Source organism: Psychromonas sp., from assembly GCF_041586535.1.
GTDB lineage: Bacteria > Pseudomonadota > Gammaproteobacteria > Enterobacterales > Psychromonadaceae > Psychromonas.
On sequence record NZ_JBFGZY010000078.1, the window covers coordinates 1 to 18858 of the forward strand.

Annotated in this window: 18 protein-coding genes; 14 read left to right on the top strand and 4 right to left on the bottom strand. The window is 40.1% G+C overall.

All coding sequences use genetic code 11. The features are described from left to right. Positions 1–399 precede the first annotated feature (399 nt). From ABZA00_RS10050 to ABZA00_RS10065, 4 genes are all read left to right on the top strand, one after another. Positions 400–1131 (top strand): glutathione peroxidase, encoded by a 732-nt coding sequence (locus ABZA00_RS10050; RefSeq protein ID WP_372882033.1) that lies wholly within the window; start codon positions 400–402, stop codon positions 1129–1131. Positions 1132–1250: 119 nt separating this feature from the next. Next, positions 1251–2702: a dihydrolipoyl dehydrogenase gene (locus ABZA00_RS10055; RefSeq protein WP_372882034.1), complete on the top strand. Its 1452-nt coding sequence runs from the start codon at positions 1251–1253 to the stop codon at positions 2700–2702. 213 nt (positions 2703–2915) lie between these two features. Further along, positions 2916–3230 (top strand): ComEA family DNA-binding protein, encoded by a 315-nt coding sequence (locus tag ABZA00_RS10060; protein WP_372882035.1) that lies wholly within the window; start codon positions 2916–2918, stop codon positions 3228–3230. Positions 3231–3601: 371 nt separating this feature from the next. Continuing rightward, positions 3602–4141, top strand: a complete 540-nt coding sequence (locus tag ABZA00_RS10065; RefSeq protein ID WP_372882036.1) for a transposase — start codon at positions 3602–3604, stop codon at positions 4139–4141. Positions 4142–4265: 124 nt separating this feature from the next. Here ABZA00_RS10065 and ubiA read toward each other — a convergent pair whose 3' ends face one another. The 4 genes from ubiA to rfaH form a co-directional block, all read right to left on the bottom strand. Next, positions 4266–5132, bottom strand: coding sequence for a 4-hydroxybenzoate octaprenyltransferase (ubiA, locus tag ABZA00_RS10070; RefSeq protein ID WP_372882037.1), 867 nt, complete (start codon positions 5130–5132; stop codon positions 4266–4268). A gap of 10 nt (positions 5133–5142) precedes the next feature. Beyond that, a complete protein-coding gene (locus ABZA00_RS10075; RefSeq protein ID WP_372882038.1) occupies positions 5143–5712 on the bottom strand; it encodes a chorismate lyase in 570 nt (189 codons plus the stop codon). Between the two features lie 80 nt (positions 5713–5792). Beyond that, positions 5793–6629, bottom strand: a complete 837-nt coding sequence (glpG, locus tag ABZA00_RS10080) for a rhomboid family intramembrane serine protease GlpG (protein ID WP_372882039.1) — start codon at positions 6627–6629, stop codon at positions 5793–5795. 3 nt (positions 6630–6632) lie between these two features. After that, positions 6633–7142, bottom strand: coding sequence for a transcription/translation regulatory transformer protein RfaH (rfaH, locus tag ABZA00_RS10085; protein WP_372882040.1), 510 nt, complete (start codon positions 7140–7142; stop codon positions 6633–6635). Positions 7143–7573: 431 nt separating this feature from the next. Between rfaH and ABZA00_RS10090 the strand changes: the two genes are divergently transcribed. From ABZA00_RS10090 to ABZA00_RS10135, 10 genes are all read left to right on the top strand, one after another. Then, a complete protein-coding gene (locus ABZA00_RS10090; protein WP_372882041.1) occupies positions 7574–8350 on the top strand; it encodes an ABC transporter permease in 777 nt (258 codons plus the stop codon). After that, positions 8350–9387 carry an ABC transporter ATP-binding protein gene (locus tag ABZA00_RS10095; RefSeq protein WP_372882042.1) on the top strand — a complete coding sequence of 346 codons (1038 nt, stop codon included), beginning with the start codon at positions 8350–8352 and terminating at the stop codon, positions 9385–9387. The genes ABZA00_RS10090 and ABZA00_RS10095 overlap by 1 nt, the downstream gene beginning before the upstream one ends. A 22-nt stretch (positions 9388–9409) precedes the next feature. Further along, positions 9410–10507 (top strand): hypothetical protein, encoded by a 1098-nt coding sequence (locus tag ABZA00_RS10100; RefSeq protein WP_372882043.1) that lies wholly within the window; start codon positions 9410–9412, stop codon positions 10505–10507. Continuing rightward, the gene (locus ABZA00_RS10105) at positions 10504–12249 is read left to right on the top strand and encodes a hypothetical protein (protein WP_372882044.1); all 1746 of its coding nucleotides are present in this window, start codon (positions 10504–10506) and stop codon (positions 12247–12249) included. The genes ABZA00_RS10100 and ABZA00_RS10105 overlap by 4 nt, the downstream gene beginning before the upstream one ends. Then, a complete protein-coding gene (gene glf, locus ABZA00_RS10110) occupies positions 12246–13397 on the top strand; it encodes a UDP-galactopyranose mutase (RefSeq protein ID WP_372882045.1) in 1152 nt (383 codons plus the stop codon). The genes ABZA00_RS10105 and glf overlap by 4 nt, the downstream gene beginning before the upstream one ends. A 104-nt stretch (positions 13398–13501) precedes the next feature. Beyond that, entirely contained in the window at positions 13502–14410 is a 909-nt protein-coding gene (locus ABZA00_RS10115) for a glycosyltransferase (protein ID WP_372882046.1), read from the top strand. 163 nt (positions 14411–14573) lie between these two features. Then, on the top strand, positions 14574–15524 hold the full coding sequence (locus ABZA00_RS10120; RefSeq protein ID WP_372882047.1) for a UDP-glucose 4-epimerase family protein: 951 nt from the start codon (positions 14574–14576) through the stop codon (positions 15522–15524). 8 nt (positions 15525–15532) lie between these two features. Beyond that, a complete protein-coding gene (locus ABZA00_RS10125) occupies positions 15533–16093 on the top strand; it encodes a sugar transferase (protein ID WP_372882048.1) in 561 nt (186 codons plus the stop codon). Between the two features lie 96 nt (positions 16094–16189). Then, entirely contained in the window at positions 16190–18112 is a 1923-nt protein-coding gene (locus ABZA00_RS10130) for a polysaccharide biosynthesis protein (protein WP_372882049.1), read from the top strand. Between the two features lie 94 nt (positions 18113–18206). Next, complete coding sequence (locus ABZA00_RS10135; RefSeq protein WP_372882050.1) at positions 18207–18644, top strand: protein tyrosine phosphatase; 438 nt, start codon at positions 18207–18209, stop codon at positions 18642–18644. The last annotated feature ends 214 nt before the right edge of the window (positions 18645–18858 follow it).

Below are 18858 nucleotides of genomic sequence, written 5' to 3' on the forward strand. Positions count from 1 at the left end.
CAATGAAGGGCTAAGACTACTCGCTTAAAAATTCGTGGCGGCAGGTAGTGCCGACACGTTAAACGCTTGTAAGAGGTTTTAGAAGACTAACGCAACTTAATGTTGCAATGCCTAAACCGTTGACGACAAGAATCACCTTGGTTTAGCTGGGTGAGCTTCAAACTGTTGTTAACTTATTAAAAAATAACATAATATTTTTAAATAAATGTACCCATTTTCAATGAGAGGGTTATATTAACAAGGCAGTGAATTTTATTATAGGTAAATACTATGGACGGGATAGAATCAAACGATTTTACCTATCAAGTGTTTTTGTCCATAATGACTCCATCAAAACAAGTTAACAACTTGTTGTTATTAAAGAAATGATATTTTAAATATTCAATAGAGGAATTACATATGTTAGACAATATCGAAGGTCAAAAAATACCAAATGTTACTTTCCCGACTCGTCAGGGTGATGAATGGGTAAATGTCACTACTGATCAGCTATTCTCAGGCAAAACAGTGGTTGTTTTTTCATTACCAGGTGCCTTTACACCAACTTGTTCATCAACACATCTTCCTCGTTACAATGAGTTAGCGGGTGTATTAAAAGAAAATGGGGTTGATGATATTGTCTGTATCAGTGTCAACGATACTTTTGTTATGAATGCATGGCTTGCTGATCAGGAAGCTAAAAATATCACTGTCGTGCCGGATGGTTGTGGTACTTTTACTGAAGGTATGGGCATGCTGGTAGATAAAAGCGATATCGGTTTTGGTAAACGCAGCTGGCGTTACAGTATGTTGGTAAAAGACGGTGTAGTTGAAAAAATGTTCATTGAGCCTAACAAACCGGGCGACCCGTTTGAAGTGTCTGATGCGGATACCATGCTGAATTACATCAATCCTAATGCTAAAGCACCTTCTGCGGTGGCATTATTTACTAAACCAGGCTGCCCTTTCTGTGCAAAAGCAAAAGCGGCATTAAAAGAGAAGAATATCGCCTTTGAAGAGATTGTGTTAGGTACAGATGCAACTAGCGTGAGTCTGAAAGCAGTCACCGGACAAACCACTGTGCCGCAGTTATACGTTGATGGTAAACACCTTGGTGACAGCGATGCGGTAATTGCCTACGTTAACGGTTAATACCTTAATGATAGCGAGCCTGTAATTGCAGGGTTGCAGTTAACAAATCAGACGAAAAGCGCATTTTCACTCCGAAAGTTGCGCTTTTTTTTACCCTGAATTTCAGCAAAGGAGTCTTTATGAAACAGTTAAAAGTACAAGTAGCGGTAATCGGTGGCGGAACGGCGGGACTTGCTGCATACCGTGCAGCAAAAGAAAAAACAGATTCTGTGGTAGTAATTGAGGGGGAGCAATTCGGTACAACCTGTGCGCGTGTCGGCTGTATGCCGAGTAAATTATTAATTGCCGCCGCCGATGCGGCTCATCATGCAGGACATACGGATGCTTTTGGTGTCTTTGTTGATGGGCAAATACGCATTGACGGTAGCAAAGTGATGCAGCGTGTGCGCAGTGAACGGGATCGTTTTGTCGGTTTTGTGCTTGATGGCGTGGATCAGATCCCAGAGCAGGATAAATTGATCGGTAAAGCAACTTTTACCAGCGAAACACAGCTGCAGATTGATGATCATACTATCGTTGACGCGGCTAGCATTGTTATTGCGACCGGCTCCCGTCCTAGTTATCCCGCAGCCTGGAACGAACTGGGTGACAGGCTGATTGTCAATGATGATCTCTTTGACTGGACGGACCTGCCCAAATCCATTGCGGTTTTCGGACCGGGCGTTATCGGTTTGGAGCTTGGTCAGTCACTGCATCGTCTGGGAGTAAAAGTATTGATGTTCGGCATGGGCGGACAGGTTGGACCTTTTACTGATCCGGAAATACTCGCTTATGCGCAGAAAACCTTTGCCGAAGAGTTTTATCTGGATGCTGATGCGAAGGTGGAAAATATTGTCCGTAAAGGGGATCTGGTTGAAATTACTTATCAGGATAAACAAGGGGTGCAGCAGGTCGCTGAAGTTGATTATCTGCTTGCGGCAACGGGGCGTGCGCCTAATACGGATAAGTTAGGTTTAGAGAATATCGAAATCGAAAAAGGACCGCGTGGTGTGCCGGTTGCTGATCCCTTCACCATGCAGACATCGGTGCCTTCGATATTTATTGCAGGTGATGCCAGCAATCAGATCCCGCTGCTTCATGAGGCGGCGGATCAGGGTAAAATCGCCGGCAGTAACGCTGCGCTTTATCCGAATATTCGTGCCGGATTACGCCGCTCTCCGCTGGCCGCGGTTTTCAGTGACCCGCAACTGGCCATGGTAGGCTTAACCCATAAGCAGGTGAGTGAAAAATATACCGGTTGCAACTGCTTTGAAACGGGCAGCGTTTCTTTTGAAAATCAGGGGCGTAGCCGGGTTATGCTGAAAAACAAAGGACTATTAAATATCTATGGCGAGCATGGTACTGGGCGCTTCTTAGGAGCGGAGATGATTGGCCCGCAAGCTGAGCATTTAGCGCATCTGCTTGCCTGGGCACACCAGAATAGAATGACCGTTTCACAGATGCTGGATATGCCGTTTTATCACCCGGTTATTGAGGAAGGACTGCGTACTGCATTACGCGATCTGAACGCCAAATTGAGACTTGGTTCAGAAATGCTTAACGAATGTATGGAGTGTGGTCCCGGCTGTTAATTAATAAAAGACTAATCACACTATCGCTTAAAATATTTTGTTTAGTTACTGTTGTCTTTTTTAGTCTATTTAATTGTTATTTATAAGGTTTATTTTTTGTAGACTGCGCTATTGGAAAGTCAAATATGGAGAATAAAAAGCGCTTATTGTAAATATTAAGTCAAAAAATAATCTAGTATTAATGGTTCATTCAACCACATAAAGGGATGTTCTATGAAAAACCAATTAATCTACCGTTTATTTTTTATTTTTTCACTGTTTTTTCTGGGGGCCGGCAATCAGCTATTGGCTGCCGCTGAAACCGAGCAGATGATGCAGCAGAGTATGCAGGTTGCAGAAAAAATAAATCTCAATACCGCAACAGCCCAGCAACTTGCTGTTATCAAAGGTATTGGTGAGAAAAAAGCACAGGCCATTATTGATTACAGAGAAACAAACGGTGATTTTGCTGATCTGAGCGAATTAGTCAACGTAAAAGGAATTGGTGAAAGCACACTGACAAAAATTCAGCCTTTTGTCACTCTTTAATAATCAATAAAAATATGGAGCCATTAACCATCTCTGGCTCCATTTTTGTACCTATCACGCAAAATTCCATCTACCACATCCCGAAATAGAGTGAAAAATTATTGGAGTTCATTCGCTGATTAATGTTGCCGGGACCGAGCCTTGGCCTTGGCAGTGGTGGTTAATGTTTTCGGAACTGAGCCTACAGGCTCGGCGTTTGTTACTTTATTAAAGCAGTGGATTGATGTTTTTTAACAGGATGTTTTTACAAAACATTGCCCCGCCTGAAGTCGGGGTTCCTAAGAGGCAGTTTACGCACAGACTCTCGGAACTGAGCCTTTAGGCTCGGCTGTTTTACATACCTAACTTACATTATTTTCAGTTGTTTATTAGTGGGAAATCACTTCATGACCTACCGCCACTTACCCCATACAGGCATTGCCGGTTATTATCAGTTTATTACTTTCCGTACTTTCGACAGTACAGATCCTTTTCTGAAAAAGTTATTTGCCCAACCAATTGAGAATAATAAAAAGCAGTTAACAGCTGATTTACATCTTGATAAATCAGAGCAGGGGGCTTATTTGCATGGTGAAGTGTTACGCTACTTGAACTATTTTATACAACGTAAAAACCATGAGTTATATCAGCTTGTTGCATTTTGTACTATGCCAAATCATGTTCATTTATTAATAAAACCGCTGATGCCGTTAGCAAGGATGATGAATATGTTCAAAGGAATTAGTGCAAAGGAGATTAATAAGATTATGGACAGAAAAGGGGTCTTTTGGGCGAAAACTTATTATGACAAAGGGATTCGGGACCAGAAGCACTTTGATGTTGTTTATAACTATATAAAAAATAACCCATCAAAGCTCATTGAACCTGGCATAACGATCCCAAGATTTTATGGGATTTATGAAGAGCAATAGGTCACAATATGTTTTTACAAAACCTTGCCCGCCTGAAGAAGCATTTTACGCACACACTGTCGGAACTGAGCCTTCAGGCTCGGCGTTTGTTATGTTCCCAGGCAAAGGTAGCACCCGGTGCTTTCTATTGCAGATAATTCAAAAATAACCCTGCAAAAACCGCGAACCCAACATAATTATTGTCTAAAAAAGCTTTAAAGCAGGCTTTTTTCTCGCGGTTTTTTATCTCTAATTGCTGCCTGATAAATAAAGCTGTTACAACCAATAACGCCACAAAATAAATCCAGTGCAGATCTTCAATCCAACCTAGCAGGATTAATAACATTAAGCTGGTTAATTGTAATATCGCAATAATCAGCTTGTCGTTGTGAGCAAACAAAACAGCCGTGGATTTCACCCCGATTTTAAGATCATCATCCCTGTCAACCATCGCATAAAGGGTGTCATAAGCGATGGTCCAGAGAATATTGACCAGAAAAACAAGCCATACCACAGCAGGTAAGGCATTTGCCTGTGCAGCATAGGCCATAGGAATCGCCCAGCTAAATGCAATCCCCAGAAAAAACTGCGGTAAATAGGTAAAACGCTTCATAAACGGATAAGCAAATGCCAGTAATAATCCCACAAAGGATAATTGAATGGTTAAACCGTTCTGAGTCAGCACCAGCAGAAAAGAGAGCATGGCCAGCACTAAAAACAGTTTAATCGCTTCGCTGCTGGTGGCGCGACCGGAGGGTAGAGGACGGTGCCTGGTACGCTCGACAAAGCCGTCAATTTTGCGATCCGCAAAATCATTAATCACACAGCCGGCGCTGCGCATCAAAAATACACCTGTTGAGAATACCAGCAGTACGCTCAAATCAGGCACACCCTGTGCGGCTATCCATAAGGCCCAGAGGGTCGGCCAGAGTAATAAAAGCGTGCCAATAGGTTTATCAATGCGCATCAACTGTGCGTAGGCTTGATATTTTTCTCTGTTAAAAAAATTCATGCAGAATGGCTCATGTTAAATAGATGCCTGAAGCGGGCAAAAAGACTTCGCTGACTAATAACGGTTTGTTATTAACATAAAAAAGAGAACGCCTACCCCAAAGTGGAAACCCCGAATCCTGGTTAAGATTTTCACAAAGCTGATGCACAGCGGAATGAAGGGGAAATTGTGCAACTTCTATTTGATCGCGGCGCATGCTCGGATCCTTAAATAAAATAGAGCCGAGTGAGCGTGTGCCGATGTCCGCCAGCTGTGCTTGTTGCTCGGTTAAGGTGCTGAATGGAATTTCGGTCTGGGCAAACACCACGGGGAGATCATCACAACACAAAAAAACTTCCCGGACCAAGACTTTTTTCTCGCTTGCGAAATGGCTGGAAAGTGAATCTTCACTATCGGTTAATATAACCTGCTGTCTAACCTTTACCTGTAAGCTTTGTGCTGAAGCCTGCAATTTTTGGGTTAATGAATCTTGGTCCAATAACCAGGAGCGTACTTTGCTTGAGCAGGGCAAGCATTCCGTCCCGGTTATCCAGGGAGCAGCCGAGGCAAGGGGGAGTAAGCGATCGATGGTCGTCTCCATTAACAGTTAAAGCCTATTTATAACGATAGCGCTGGGTGAATTAATTATTTTTTGATTATACCCCGAACTCATCGCTATCGTCACTGTTGTTCCTTGGGCATAACAAAGGCCAGCAATAAACCGGCGAGCAGCCCCACTAAATGTGCATAGTTTGCAACGTTCATGGGTAAAAGATCCACAAAGCCAAAGGCCAGCCAGGCGAGTAAAAAGATAAAATAGGAGTTGGGGAGTTGTACCTTGCTGTTTTTATTCAGTTTGCCAAACAACCAGCAATAACCGACCAAACCATAAACAACACCGCTTAATCCACCGAAGTAAGGGCTAACTAAGAAATATTGTGCGAGATTCGCAGCGACACCGGAAAATACAAAAAGCAGCAGCAGACGCACTTTACCCTGCTGTTTTTCAACCATACCCGCGAGCTCCCACCACCAGAGCAAATTAAAAATAATGTGCAGAGCACTGAAGTGTAAAAAGGCAGGGGTAATAAAACGCCAGCTTTGCGTGTAATCAAAAGGTAAATGCGTAAAAAAAGCCAATACCGATGGAATGGGTTGAAACAGCCCGGAAACTATCAGCAGATAGATCACCAGACAGAGGGCAAAAACACTATGGGTGATAATGCCCGCGTGACTGATGAAATTGCCTGCTAAATTAGACGCGGCAAAAGCGAAATGGTTATTATCAGCGCTGACCTCACCGGCCTGCCAACTGGCAGACAGGTACTTAGGATTATTGGGGTGTTGTAAAAACAGGTCCAGTTCTACTTGAGCTTGTGCCTGCTGCTCCTCTTGAGCAATAAATAGCGCATAGTCAAAGTCACCATGCTCAAGTTTGTTCCGGATGCCGATGCTATTTAAATAATCAGAAAATGCCTGCGCGGCGCGTCTGTTTTGAAATTGATGCAATAGGAACATAGGTTAGCTTTCCGCTTTTTTGATATCTAAATTTTTAAAAGAGACTTTATTCTCCTGATTTAACACCTTAATCAGCAGCATTGAACGCTCCAGGCCATCCTCAACTTCAAACACAGCGGTTAAACCTTTAAAGGCGCCATTGATAATCTCAACTTTATCACCGTTTTTATATAACAATTCACGATTAACGTCATGCTGATTATGAGCATGGCATAAACGTTCCAGCTGTTTTATCTGCTCTTCCGGAATGCTGGCAATGTTAACTCCGAATTTAACAAAATCATAGATACCGCGAGTCGAACGGATAGGGCTGTAATTTTTATCGCTGTCAGAGATATTAACGAACAGGTAACTGGGAAATAACGCCTCTTCAACCTGTGTTTTTTTACCACGTATTATTTTTTCTTTCATTATTTTAGGAAAAAAAGAATGGATTCCCTGGTTCGCCAAATTCTGTTGCGCACGCAACTCTTCTTTACTTTTACAATAGACAACAACCCATTTGTTACTCATGATTTTTTCTCCCGGTATTACTAAAAGGCCCTGTAGGGTAGCGAAAACACCATAATGAAGCGAATAAAATATTGAACTCGTATCTCATCAGCAACGGCGTGGGAAATAAGTATAAACAAGATTTTTGCACTTTGGGGCTGCTTTTATTTGTAACTAGACTACGGTTGACTGCTTCTATTTTGTGGCCAAACAGAACGGTGGGAAATATACACCGACAAACTTTAACGATTACTACTAGTAAAAAATCGCCTAAAAAGTTATATTGCGCATCAATTTTTTGTCTTTAAGCTCTCAGGTTCTTTCACATTGGGCTCGATTAGCTCTAGTAGTATTGATTTATAACAAGTTGAAAGGGATTAGAATGTTTATGCGTATAAGCATTCTTTTGAATAGGATAGTAAAGCAGTTTAAATACTTGGTGAGTGAAATTAATGCATACTTTAAATATAAAACGCACATTAGAGCTGATTTGGGTCAAAGCAAGTTTGAATTTACGCTCGGAAGCTTCCGTTAACTATTTAAGTTACGCCTGGTGGGTGATCGAGCCTTTACTGCATATGGTCGTTTATTATGTCGTATTCTCTTTTCTGCTGGCAAGAGGCGGCGAAAACTATGTTGCTTTTTTATTGACGGGGTTGATCCCTTGGCTATGGTTTTCAAAGACGGTCAATCATACCATGGGGAGCATTCTCCATGGTAAAGAGTTGATGAACCAACTTTATATTCCTAAAGTGTTTTTTCCTTTAACCTTTGTCGTGCAAGACTCAATAAAGCAAGTTATTGTTTTTGCTTTATTGTTAGCTTTTCTTATTTTGTATGGTATTGCGCCCTCTATAATTTGGTTATACAGCCTGCCAATTATTATGATTCAATTTCTTTTGACTATTGGCTGCTCATTGCTCGCCGCATTAGCAGTGCCATTTATTAGGGATATGTCTTTTGTCATACCTACAGGGCTGCAGTTTCTTATGTTTTGCTCTGGCATTTTTTTTAGTCATCATGATATCCCTGAACACGTACAGCATTATTTTTTCTTAAACCCTATGGCTGTAATCCTTGCTGCTTTTCGCGATGTCTTAGTTGATGGTGTCGCTCCCAACTTCGGGCAGCTCGCTTATGTCACCCTCTTTAGCTGTGTTTTAATTGTTATTGCTGCATGGTCATATAAAAAATTGGAATACCTATTACCAAGGGTGGTACTTGAATAATGACTGCGTCAATAGAAAAAATCATTGAACTTAAAAATGTTGGCGTAACCTATAAAGAGCGCAAATCACTTTTTAAGAAAGAGGAGTACCAAGCGTTAAAAGATGTCACCTTTGATGTCTATAAGGGCGAAACGCTGGGTATTATTGGCCGCAATGGTGCAGGAAAATCAACCCTGCTGCGCTTATTAGCTGGCATTATCAAACCAGATAAGGGTGAAGTGATACATCACACCAAAAGCGTATCGCTGATGGCGCTGGCTGCGGGTTTTGATCCTAACCTATCCGGGCGACAGAATGCCATTATCAGCGGCATGCTGATTGGTTATTCAAAAAAACAGATGCTAGCCAACATTGAAGAGATCAAGCGCTTTTCAGAACTGCAGGCGTTTTATGAAAAGCCGGTAAAACATTATTCGTCGGGTATGAGAGCAAGACTGGCTTTTTCTATTGCAATGTATGTCTCACCGGATGTCCTTTTGATTGATGAAGTGTTAGGTGTTGGCGACGTCAGCTTCAAACAAAAAGCAGAGCAAGCACTGGAAGATAAAATTAAGTCTGATCTTACGGTGATAATTGTTTCCCACTCGGAGGATCAAGTAAAGCGTCTTTCTGAGCGTATTGTCTGGATTGATGGCGGTAAAGTTCGTGAACAAGGTTTACCTGAAGAGGTTTTCCCTCAATATAATTTGAATATCCGTTTTTCTACGTTCGGATTAAAAGTAGAAAAATATGAAGTTAATGATGACTTTATTATTCACCTGGAACCGCTTGAGTTGAACGGTAATAAGTTTGTTTTTAATTGTGTTATTATTGACAAATTAGGGCGAAAGGTTGATTTGGTGAGCTGTCAAGCAGATGGGCAAGATGCTGTTGTAATATCCGAACCAACAGCCACTCCAAGGTTTGGACAACGATATCCTGATAATAAGTATGCAGGAATGGCCCGGTTTGGTGGGTTTTATTTTATAGTGGGTAAGGAAACATCATTATATTATGGTGATAATTGCATATTCACTTCAAAGTTGATTTTTAATTAACTAGCGTATTAAGGTATTAGATTTGAAAAAAACATTATTTATCCACATTGGCTCCTTTAAGACCGGTACCAGCGCATTACAAGATTTTATTTCTGTTAATAAAGATGCTTTACAGCAAGAGGGGGTTTATATCCCGACTTCTACAGGTAAAGGGCACCATGAGTTAGTTGTTGCATTACTTCGAAGGTTTACCGACTTTAATGCTCGGTGGGCTGGGTACGATTCGATAAAGGGAAGTGATTGCGACAATATATGGAATCAACTTATTAAAGAGATAGATGATACATCATGCTCCAAGGTGTTGGTCTCTTCAGAATTGTTTTGCGATATTGTCAATGAACACTGTCGTGATCATAGTCAAGAGATTGGCGAGTATATATCTAATAAATTAAAAAATGTAGATGTTAAAATTATTTGCTACTTTCGAGACATAAAACAATATGCAAAAAGCATGTATAAAGAGCTACTGAAAGTATCTAGTTTGAAACTCAATTATAGTCAACAGTTGTGTGAATTTATTAATAATAAGTCTATACATATTTACCCTAATATTTACTTAGACTTTTACTCAAACTTATTCGGGCGTGAAGCACTATCTATTTATGAGTATAAGAAAAGCTTACTTTATAGGGGAAGCCTTGAGCACGACTTTTTCAAGAGAGAGCCTTTCAATATTTCTTTAGATGGATTTGTTTTTCGAAATTATATATTAAATGAAAGTATTCCTGACAGTTTAGTGCCAATAAAGTTAGCCCTAAATCAGGTTGGTATTAAGGATGTTGCTTTTAATAGATATCTCTCTGATATGCTGAGATCATCAAGTGAAGAGTTTTCAGTTGATTACTCTTTATTGGAAAAACTAAATACTATGGTTGATGAGGAAGCTGATAAGTATGATCTCAATTTCACCCCCTTTGTAAAAGAAGACCTTGATATAAAAAGTAATATAAGTCAGGAGTCAATGATTTTAACAGTTCAAAACGCGATAATTATAAAACAAAATAGAAATATTGAGCATAAACTTGATCTGATTTTAGGCCCTAAAGGCGGATTTAACATAAAAGTCAAAAATAAATTTAAAAAACTACTAAGCCACTTTTTTAATAAGGGTCATAAATGATAAATATCCATAATTTCATCAATCAGCCTGTAAATAATACCTCTCCAACATCCATGTATTTTAATGGGGAAAACTTGATTTGTACTGAAAAGGGTATCTATTTTTTTAAAGGAGCCCAATTTGATACGTTCACTTTTTATAATGGTTTTTTTATAGATAAGTGGAGTGAAAACACGCAATTAAACAACTTGAATCTTGCAATATCAGGTGAGGGCGAAGCAAAAGTTTCATTAATTCATAGAGATAGATCTGGTCGAGAAGTTATATTATCGAGCTTTTTAGGTGATTTATGCCAAATGCCAGAGATATGTATAGATGATTATAGCTCTTTAAAGAAAGGATGTATTTACTTTAAGTTGGAACCAATAGCGGACGGAATACTTCATAATGCTCGATTTTATACAAACCAGATTCCACCAAATAATGTCAAACTGGGTTTAGTTATTACCCATTTTAACAGAATTGCTGAAGTCAATAAGTCATTTAATAGAATATATAATGAATTGTTATTGGATGGTTATTATGAGGATAAAATAAAGTTAAAAATCATTGACAATTCACAAAATAGTGGAATTCAATCAAATAACCATGTTGAAGTGATTAATAACCAAAACTTAGGTGGATCAGGTGGATTTACAAGAGGGTTACTTGAGCTGGATGATGATGGCTCTTACACTCACTGCTTATTTATGGATGATGATGCTTCTTGTGAAATCGAGTCTATCAAGCGAACTTATCAACTGTTGCAATATGCCAAGGATCCCAAACTAGCTATAGCCGGATCTTTGCTGCGCGAAGACAAGCCTGACATTATCTGGGAGAAAGGAGCGTATTTTGATGGTATATGCCGTCCTGTGCACGGAGGAGTGTGTGCATCTAATACTAACAACCTGCAGGTGGTTGAGTCTAAAGATCGTGGCGATATCTATGGAGCCTGGTGGTTTTTTGCTTTCAATATAAAGGAAGTTAGCCATTACCCAATTCCATTTTTTGTAAGGGGAGATGACATATCATTTTCTCTCACCAATGATTTTAAAATTATGACAATGAATGGTATTGCATCCTATGGGGAAGATTTTGGTGTAAAGAGTGGGGCTTTACCTTTATACCTTGACCTTCGTTCTCACCTTGTTGAACAACTGCATATACTAGGCGACTCAAAGTTTAAGTTATGTAGAACAATTGTTAGGTTCTTCGGGCTGGCTACAATGTCATATCAGTATGGTACAGCTAGAGCTTTGATCCAAGCAGTCGATGATTTTATTGCAGGCCCTGAGTTTTTTGATCAAAACAAAGATATGTCTAGTCGATTTGGTTTGATAAAAAGTTATGCCAAAGATGAAGTCTTATCGGATGAGGAGTTTGATCCGGTTGAGTTAGCGTGGAACAGTTTAGAAGAGAGTAAATTAAGGTATGTTATCCGTTTGCTTACGCTTAACGGTCACCTTGTACCATCTATATTTTTTAGCAAACAAACAGTATTTCAACCAAAAGGGTTTCGAGCGCATTTTAGAGAGATTTTTCTTCATAAAAAAGTCAGGTACGTCAATACATCAAATAACACATCCTATGTATCTGAGATGAATAGAAAGGAATTGGCGAAACTAAGTATTATGATGCTGAAGAGGATAAAGTTCATTTTATCTAACTATGATCAGATTAAGCACAATTATAAAAATAACATGCCGGATATTATGACAAAAAGTTATTGGAATAACGTATATAAAACAGAGGGTTTATGAACTTATTAATGGTAGGCGCAGGTTTTTCCTGTGCAGTAATTGCGCGTAAATATGCTGAACAGGGTCACAAAGTGACCGTCATTGATTCACGCGAGCATGTAGCAGGTAACTGTTACTCAGAACGAAATGCCGAAACAGGCGTAATGGTTCATACCTATGGCCCGCATATTTTCCACACAGACGATAAAGAGGTCTGGGATTATGTCAATCAATGGGTTGAGTTTAAGCCTTATACTAACCGGGTAAAAACAACCAGTCAGGGTGCGGTGTATTCGTTGCCGATCAATTTACATACCATCAATCAATACTTTGGTAAAACATTGAACCCTACGGAAGCAAAAGCGTTTATTGAATCGCAAGCGGATACCGCTATTAGGGATCCGCAAACCTTTGAAGAGCAGGCGATGCGCTTTGTCGGTAAAGATTTTTATGAGGCTTTTTTTAAAGGTTATACACAGAAGCAGTGGGGCGTGCACCCTTCAACCTTACCTGCTAGTATTTTAAAGCGGTTACCTGTCCGTTTTAATTATGATGACAACTACTTTAACCACAAATATCAGGGCATGCCCGTCAACGGTTATACTGAAATTGTAGAAAAAATCTTAGATCATGAAAATATCGAGGTGAAGTTAAACACAGCATTTGAAAAATCAATGGCGGAGATGTTTGATCATGTTTTCTACTCTGGACCAATTGATGCCTACTTCGAATACCAACATGGCCGCTTAGGTTACCGCACTTTAGATTTCAAGCAGGAAATACACGAAGGTGATTACCAAGGCACTGCGGTAATGAACTATGGTGATGTCGAAGTCCCTTATACTCGCATTACTGAGCACAAGTATTTTTCGCCATGGGAATCTCACGATAAAACGGTTATTTACAAGGAGTATAGTCGCCTGGCTGAAGAGCAAGATACGCCATACTATCCGATCCGTTTTGCTGGCGGGCAGGGTGTCGAGCAATTGTCGCAATATGTGGCTTTAGCGAAGAAACAAAATAAAGTAACCTTTGTGGGGCGTTTAGGTACCTACCGCTATTTAGATATGGATGTCACAATAAGGGAAGCTATGACGGTGGCTGAAAAGTCAATAAAAGCACTTGAAGAAGGTAACGCTATTCCAGCTTTCTTTGTTGATGTGGCATAAGCCAGCTTATTATTTAACAACCCAAATGGTGCTTAGTTGCACCATTTTTTGTATTAGAGTACATATGAAACACAGAATCGAGCCAATTTTCCTAAAGGTATTAAATGAAAAATAATATTGCAGTTGTACTGGTGACTTTCAATCGCAGTGACATGCTAAAACAAAATTTACTATCTTTGAAAGAGCAAGGGAATCTCACTTACTTTATTATTGATAATAATAGTCAGGACAATACCAGAGAAGTAGTTGATGCTTTTCAGGCATCGGTGGACAGTCCAGTTCATTATTTTAATACGCAAGCTAATTTAGGTGGTGCCGGTGGTTTTGCTTTCGGCTGTGAAAAAGCGCTAGAGCATAAAGATTTCACGCATTTATGGTTAGCGGATGATGACGTAACTTTTGCTCCTGATTGTTTAGAAAACCTTATTCCTTATATTGATCAAAAAACGATTTTACAACCTATGCGTTATGCAGTTGATGGAACAAATGCTGAAGCTTCTTCGACGGTGATCGATTTAGATTCTATTTTTATCTTAAATCATAAGCGTAATTCAGTCATGGGCACATCATTTGAAAATGCAAAAGAACCTTTTGGTATTCAGCATATCCCTTTTGAAGGTCCGCTAATTCCTCGTTCTATATTTGAGAAAGTAGGGATACCGGATAAGCGCTATTTTATTTTTAGTGATGATTTAGATTTTTCATTAAAATCATTACGCAATGGTTTTGATATTAAGTGTGTACCCTTAGCTAAAATGACGCGCTTACGCCCTGCTGAACCAAATTATAAGCCAACGGATTGGAAGAGTTATTTTGTTTATCGTAATTTTTTCAGAATACACAAGGAGTTTGGTAATAACTGCTTTGTAAGGAAGCGGCCCTATTTGTTAGCCTTAATGGTGTCGGGGTATTGTCTACTTACGGGGAACATTAAAGGTCTTAACATTATTAAAGATGCGTTTCGAGATGGTATGTCTGGTGATTTTAACTTGGATACTAAGTACATTCCATAGTAAAAAACTGTAATTTATATTATGCCGAGCTTGTCGTCAGAAAAGGTTATTTGGCCGGTATTTTATACTTAATAATGTTAAATAAAGATAAATGTAATGATTGCTATGTAATAATGTGTTCAGATATTTGTTATATTATTACTTTTGATCATGCAGGCTTATTTTGAAAAAGATTCTTATTACAGGTGCTAGCGGATTTGTTGGTGCTGCAGTTAATTCAAGGCTTGAACAAGAAAAGTCATATCTTCTATTACAAACGTCACGATTTGATAGCGGTAGTGATAAACTCTCTATCGATTTTTCCCTTGGGTTCAATATTAGCAGTGAGCTTGTTGACGTTGAAACCATTATCCACTGTGCTGCCCGTGTTCATGTAATGAGCGATAAGGCTGTTGATTCTTTACAGGCATACCGTCAGGTAAATACCACTGGCACCTTAAACCTTGCCCAACAAGCTGCGGATGCCGGGGTTAAGCGTTTTATCTTTATCAGTACCATCAAGGTCAATGGTGAATCTACAGAGCCTGGTTTTCCATTTAAACCCGATGATAATTTTGTTCCTGTCGATTCCTATGGGCTGAGTAAATATGAAGCTGAAGAGGGGTTGCGAAAAATAGCTGAAAAATCCGGGATGGAGGTGGTGATTATTCGCCCGCCTTTAGTTTATGGTCCCGGCGTTAAAGCTAATTTTGCGGCAATGATGAAGTGGATCTATAAAGGTATTCCCCTGCCTTTAGGCGGCATTAACGAAAATCGACGCAGCTTAGTGTCGATCGATAATTTGGTTGATTTGATTATTACCTGTATTGACCACCCAAATGCTGCGAATCAAACTTTTTTAGTTTCAGATGATGACGATATGTCGACATCTAAATTGCTTGCTCGCATGGCGACCGCATTGGATGTGCCAAATAGAATGCTGCCTGTCCCTAGCGCCTGGTTAACGGCAGTCGCCAAGTTAATGGGTAAACCGGCCATAGCGCAACGCTTATGTGGCTCGTTACAGGTTGATATATCCAAAACCAAAAAACTGTTAGACTGGCGACCACCCTATAGCACGGCTCAATCCATGAAAAAAACAGCGGTCGCTTACCTTGAAAAAAATAATAAGTAGTTATTGCAATGAATCATTTTATTATCCGAGTTATTGACTTCGCTATGGCTTTCTTTGGTTTGATTGTGACTTTTCCAATCTTGGTCGCTGTGACTGTTATGGGATATTTCGACACTGGCGCGCCCATTTTTATTCAACAGCGCGTGGGTAAAAACAAACGTCCATTCAACTTAATTAAATTCCGAACTATGTCTGTTGATACCAAGTCTGTGGCAAGTCATCTTGCCAGCCCTGCTTCGATTACTAAGTTCGGCTCTTTTTTGCGTAAAACTAAAATTGATGAATTACCGCAGTTAATTAATGTATTAAAAGGGGAGATGAGTTTTGTCGGTCCTCGTCCTAATCTGTTTAATCAGAAACAGTTAATAAAAGAGCGCGAAAGTCGCGGGGTTTACGATGTGCTGCCTGGCATTACCGGGCTCGCGCAGGTAAATACAATTGATATGTCAACCCCTGAATTGTTGGCCGAAATAGATCAAAAAATGATCGCAACACTGACCATTAAAAATTATTTTAAATATATTATTATGACAGCAACCGGAAGTGGTTCAGGCGATCGGGTGAAGTAAGTTAGATTATAAAATTGACTTTTGTGATATATTCTTTTTCAATGTGCCTTTTAATCAACAGGGCTTTTGTGTTTGTTTTGCATTGTCAAGGACTCCATGACTTTAATTAACTCCGTTTTATCTATGCCCCGTGTCTATAAGCGTATAATTAGCGTCACCGTTGATACGTTATTTATTGTCTGCGCTTTTTTTGCCGCCTTTTATACTCGCTTGGGCGACGTGAGTTTTCTTGACTTTGGTGCATATTGGCAGGTGCTTATTGCTCTTTGGGTGGCGACGCTTGTATTGTTTACCCGGGTTGGTTTATATCGTGCTATTTTACGTTATTTGAGTGTGCATGCCCTGCTAACCATTGTGCTCAGTTGTTTCGCATCGGCTGTATTATTTGTTGTATTTGGTTATTATTGGGAAGTTTTTATTCCGCGTGCTGTTCCTATTATTTATGCAAGCTATCTAGTTCTGCTTTGTGGTGGAGCGCGTTTACTGGTCCGGGTGATTGTTTCGCAGCGCCTGAGCAAACAAAAAGAGCGGGTCATTGTCTATGGCGCGGGGGAGTCCGGGCGGCAATTAGTAAATTTATTGCGCCAGGGTATTGAATTTCATCCTGTTGCTTTTATAGATGATGAAAAGCGCTTATTCAAAACGGTTGTGAATGGATTAACTGTTTTTAACAGTGAAAATTTAGGTGTATTAATTACTAAAAAGCGCGCCAGCAAAGTATTGTTAGCGATACCAAGTGCGACCCGGACACAACGTAAAGCCATTATTAATTCACTTGTGGAGCTTCCCGTTGAAGTTAAATCAATTCCCAATTTTGAAGAAATTTTAAACGGTTCAGCAAGCATTGATCAGTTACGAGATGTACCCATTGAAGATCTTCTCGGTCGTGATCCAGTGCCAGCTAAACCGGAACTCTTGTCTGCTGATATCAAAAATAAAGTGGTAATGGTCACTGGCGCGGGCGGCTCTATCGGCTCTGAGCTTTGCAGGCAGATTGTTCAGCAGGCTCCGAACTCTTTAATACTATTTGAACTCTCTGAATTTGCTTTATACCAAATTGAAAAAGAGTTATCCGAGTTAGTGGCAGAGCAAAACTTGGATGTGCATATAATCCCTTTGCTGGGCTCAGTGCAACGCCTGAATCGTTTAAAAGCGGCATTAACCAGCTTTAAAGTACAAACGTTGTATCATGCCGCTGCCTACAAACATGTGCCTCTGGTGGAATATAATGTGGTTGAAGGGCTGCGCAATAATGTTTTTGGTACTTACTACACTGCATTGGCAGCCATCGAAGCAAAGGTTGAATCATTTGTTTTGATTTCAACCGATAAAGCGGTTCGCCCGACCAATGTGATGGGAACGAGCAAGCGAATGGCGGAGTTAACCCTACAGTCATTAGCTGCGGAAGAGCATAATACCCGTTTTTGTATTGTTCGTTTTGGTAATGTATTAGGTTCATCCGGATCGGTTATTCCACTTTTTAAGCGGCAAATAGCAGAGGGTGAGCATGTTACGGTTACTCATCCGGATATTATCCGTTATTTTATGACCATTCCAGAAGCGGCGCAATTAGTTATCCAGGCTGGAGCGATGGGCAAGGGAGGGGATGTCTTTGTTTTGGATATGGGGGAACCGGTTAAAATAGTCGATTTGGCGACTAACCTTATCAGGCTTTCTGGTCTGGAAATAAAATCTAAAACTAACCCTGACGGTGATATTGAAATACGTTTTACCGGTTTACGCCCGGGAGAGAAGTTATTTGAAGAGTTGCTGATTGGCGATAACGTTGGTAAAACCGTTCATGAGCGTATTATGACGGCCAATGAAAGCTTTTTACCCTATAGTGAATATGCAAAGATTTTAGAGCAGCTGGATCAAGCCTGCCATAATTTTGACTACCAACTGATTAGGGAAATTCTGTTAGCTGTGCCCGCTGGCTTTAATCCTACTGATGAAATCGGTGATTTAGTCTGGAAAGCAAAAAAGCAGATGCACCAGAATGAGAGTGTGCAACACTGAGTCAAATTTTTAGATGCAAGTCCAGCTCGTATCTCTGGTTATAATCCGCGGCAATCAGTTAAAAGCATACAATGCGTAAGGGATTAATAATATTATGTTTAAAAAAATATTAGTGGTGTGTGTGGGAAACATCTGCCGTTCTCCGATCGGCGAACTGTTATTACAAAAACACTTACCACATCTGGAGGTTAATTCGGCCGGTCTTGCCGCTTTGGTCGGCAGACCGGCTGATCCAAACTCTATCGCAGTTGCATTGAAAGAAAATATTGATCTGTCTCAGCATGTTGCACGGAAATTAACAGTCGAGATGATTGCTGAACATGATCTGATATTAGTTATGGAAAGAGAGCATATAAACGCGGTCACCAATATTTCACCTTGCGCAGGTGGGAAAACTATGTTGTTTGCTCAATGGAATGGCCAACAAGAAATTCCTGATCCATATTGTCAAAGTAAAGAGGCATTTGAACTTGTATATACACTGATGTCGCAATCAGCACTTAAATGGGCTGAAAAACTAAGTCAAATTTGAGGGAAAATGACTCATAAAAATAATCTGTTGCCCTAAACAGATAGCCGGATGGAGGTGATAGCAATCCGATTAATTATCAGTTTTGATGAAAAACACCGTCCTTTAGGGCGGTGATGAAAATCATTTAATGCGGAGCATTAACATCACTTGGTTTTTAATTTTTGTTCACAAGCATCTTTAACCCACTCTGAAAAAGGAGTGTCTCCGCGAACGG

Coding starts and splice junctions, on each gene's coding strand:
- ABZA00_RS10090 (WP_372882041.1), top strand. CDS start 7,574: ATGCATACTTTAAATATAAAACGCACATTAGAGCTGATTTGGGTCAAA.
- ABZA00_RS10050 (WP_372882033.1), top strand. CDS start 400: ATGTTAGACAATATCGAAGGTCAAAAAATACCAAATGTTACTTTCCCG.
- ABZA00_RS10095 (WP_372882042.1), top strand. CDS start 8,350: ATGACTGCGTCAATAGAAAAAATCATTGAACTTAAAAATGTTGGCGTA.
- ABZA00_RS10125 (WP_372882048.1), top strand. CDS start 15,533: ATGAATCATTTTATTATCCGAGTTATTGACTTCGCTATGGCTTTCTTT.
- glpG (WP_372882039.1), bottom strand. CDS start 6,629: ATGTTCCTATTGCATCAATTTCAAAACAGACGCGCCGCGCAGGCATTT.
- rfaH (WP_372882040.1), bottom strand. CDS start 7,142: ATGAGTAACAAATGGGTTGTTGTCTATTGTAAAAGTAAAGAAGAGTTG.
- ABZA00_RS10130 (WP_372882049.1), top strand. CDS start 16,190: ATGACTTTAATTAACTCCGTTTTATCTATGCCCCGTGTCTATAAGCGT.
- glf (WP_372882045.1), top strand. CDS start 12,246: ATGAACTTATTAATGGTAGGCGCAGGTTTTTCCTGTGCAGTAATTGCG.
- ABZA00_RS10075 (WP_372882038.1), bottom strand. CDS start 5,712: ATGGAGACGACCATCGATCGCTTACTCCCCCTTGCCTCGGCTGCTCCC.
- ABZA00_RS10115 (WP_372882046.1), top strand. CDS start 13,502: ATGAAAAATAATATTGCAGTTGTACTGGTGACTTTCAATCGCAGTGAC.
- ABZA00_RS10135 (WP_372882050.1), top strand. CDS start 18,207: ATGTTTAAAAAAATATTAGTGGTGTGTGTGGGAAACATCTGCCGTTCT.
- ubiA (WP_372882037.1), bottom strand. CDS start 5,132: ATGAATTTTTTTAACAGAGAAAAATATCAAGCCTACGCACAGTTGATG.
- ABZA00_RS10105 (WP_372882044.1), top strand. CDS start 10,504: ATGATAAATATCCATAATTTCATCAATCAGCCTGTAAATAATACCTCT.
- ABZA00_RS10060 (WP_372882035.1), top strand. CDS start 2,916: ATGAAAAACCAATTAATCTACCGTTTATTTTTTATTTTTTCACTGTTT.
- ABZA00_RS10055 (WP_372882034.1), top strand. CDS start 1,251: ATGAAACAGTTAAAAGTACAAGTAGCGGTAATCGGTGGCGGAACGGCG.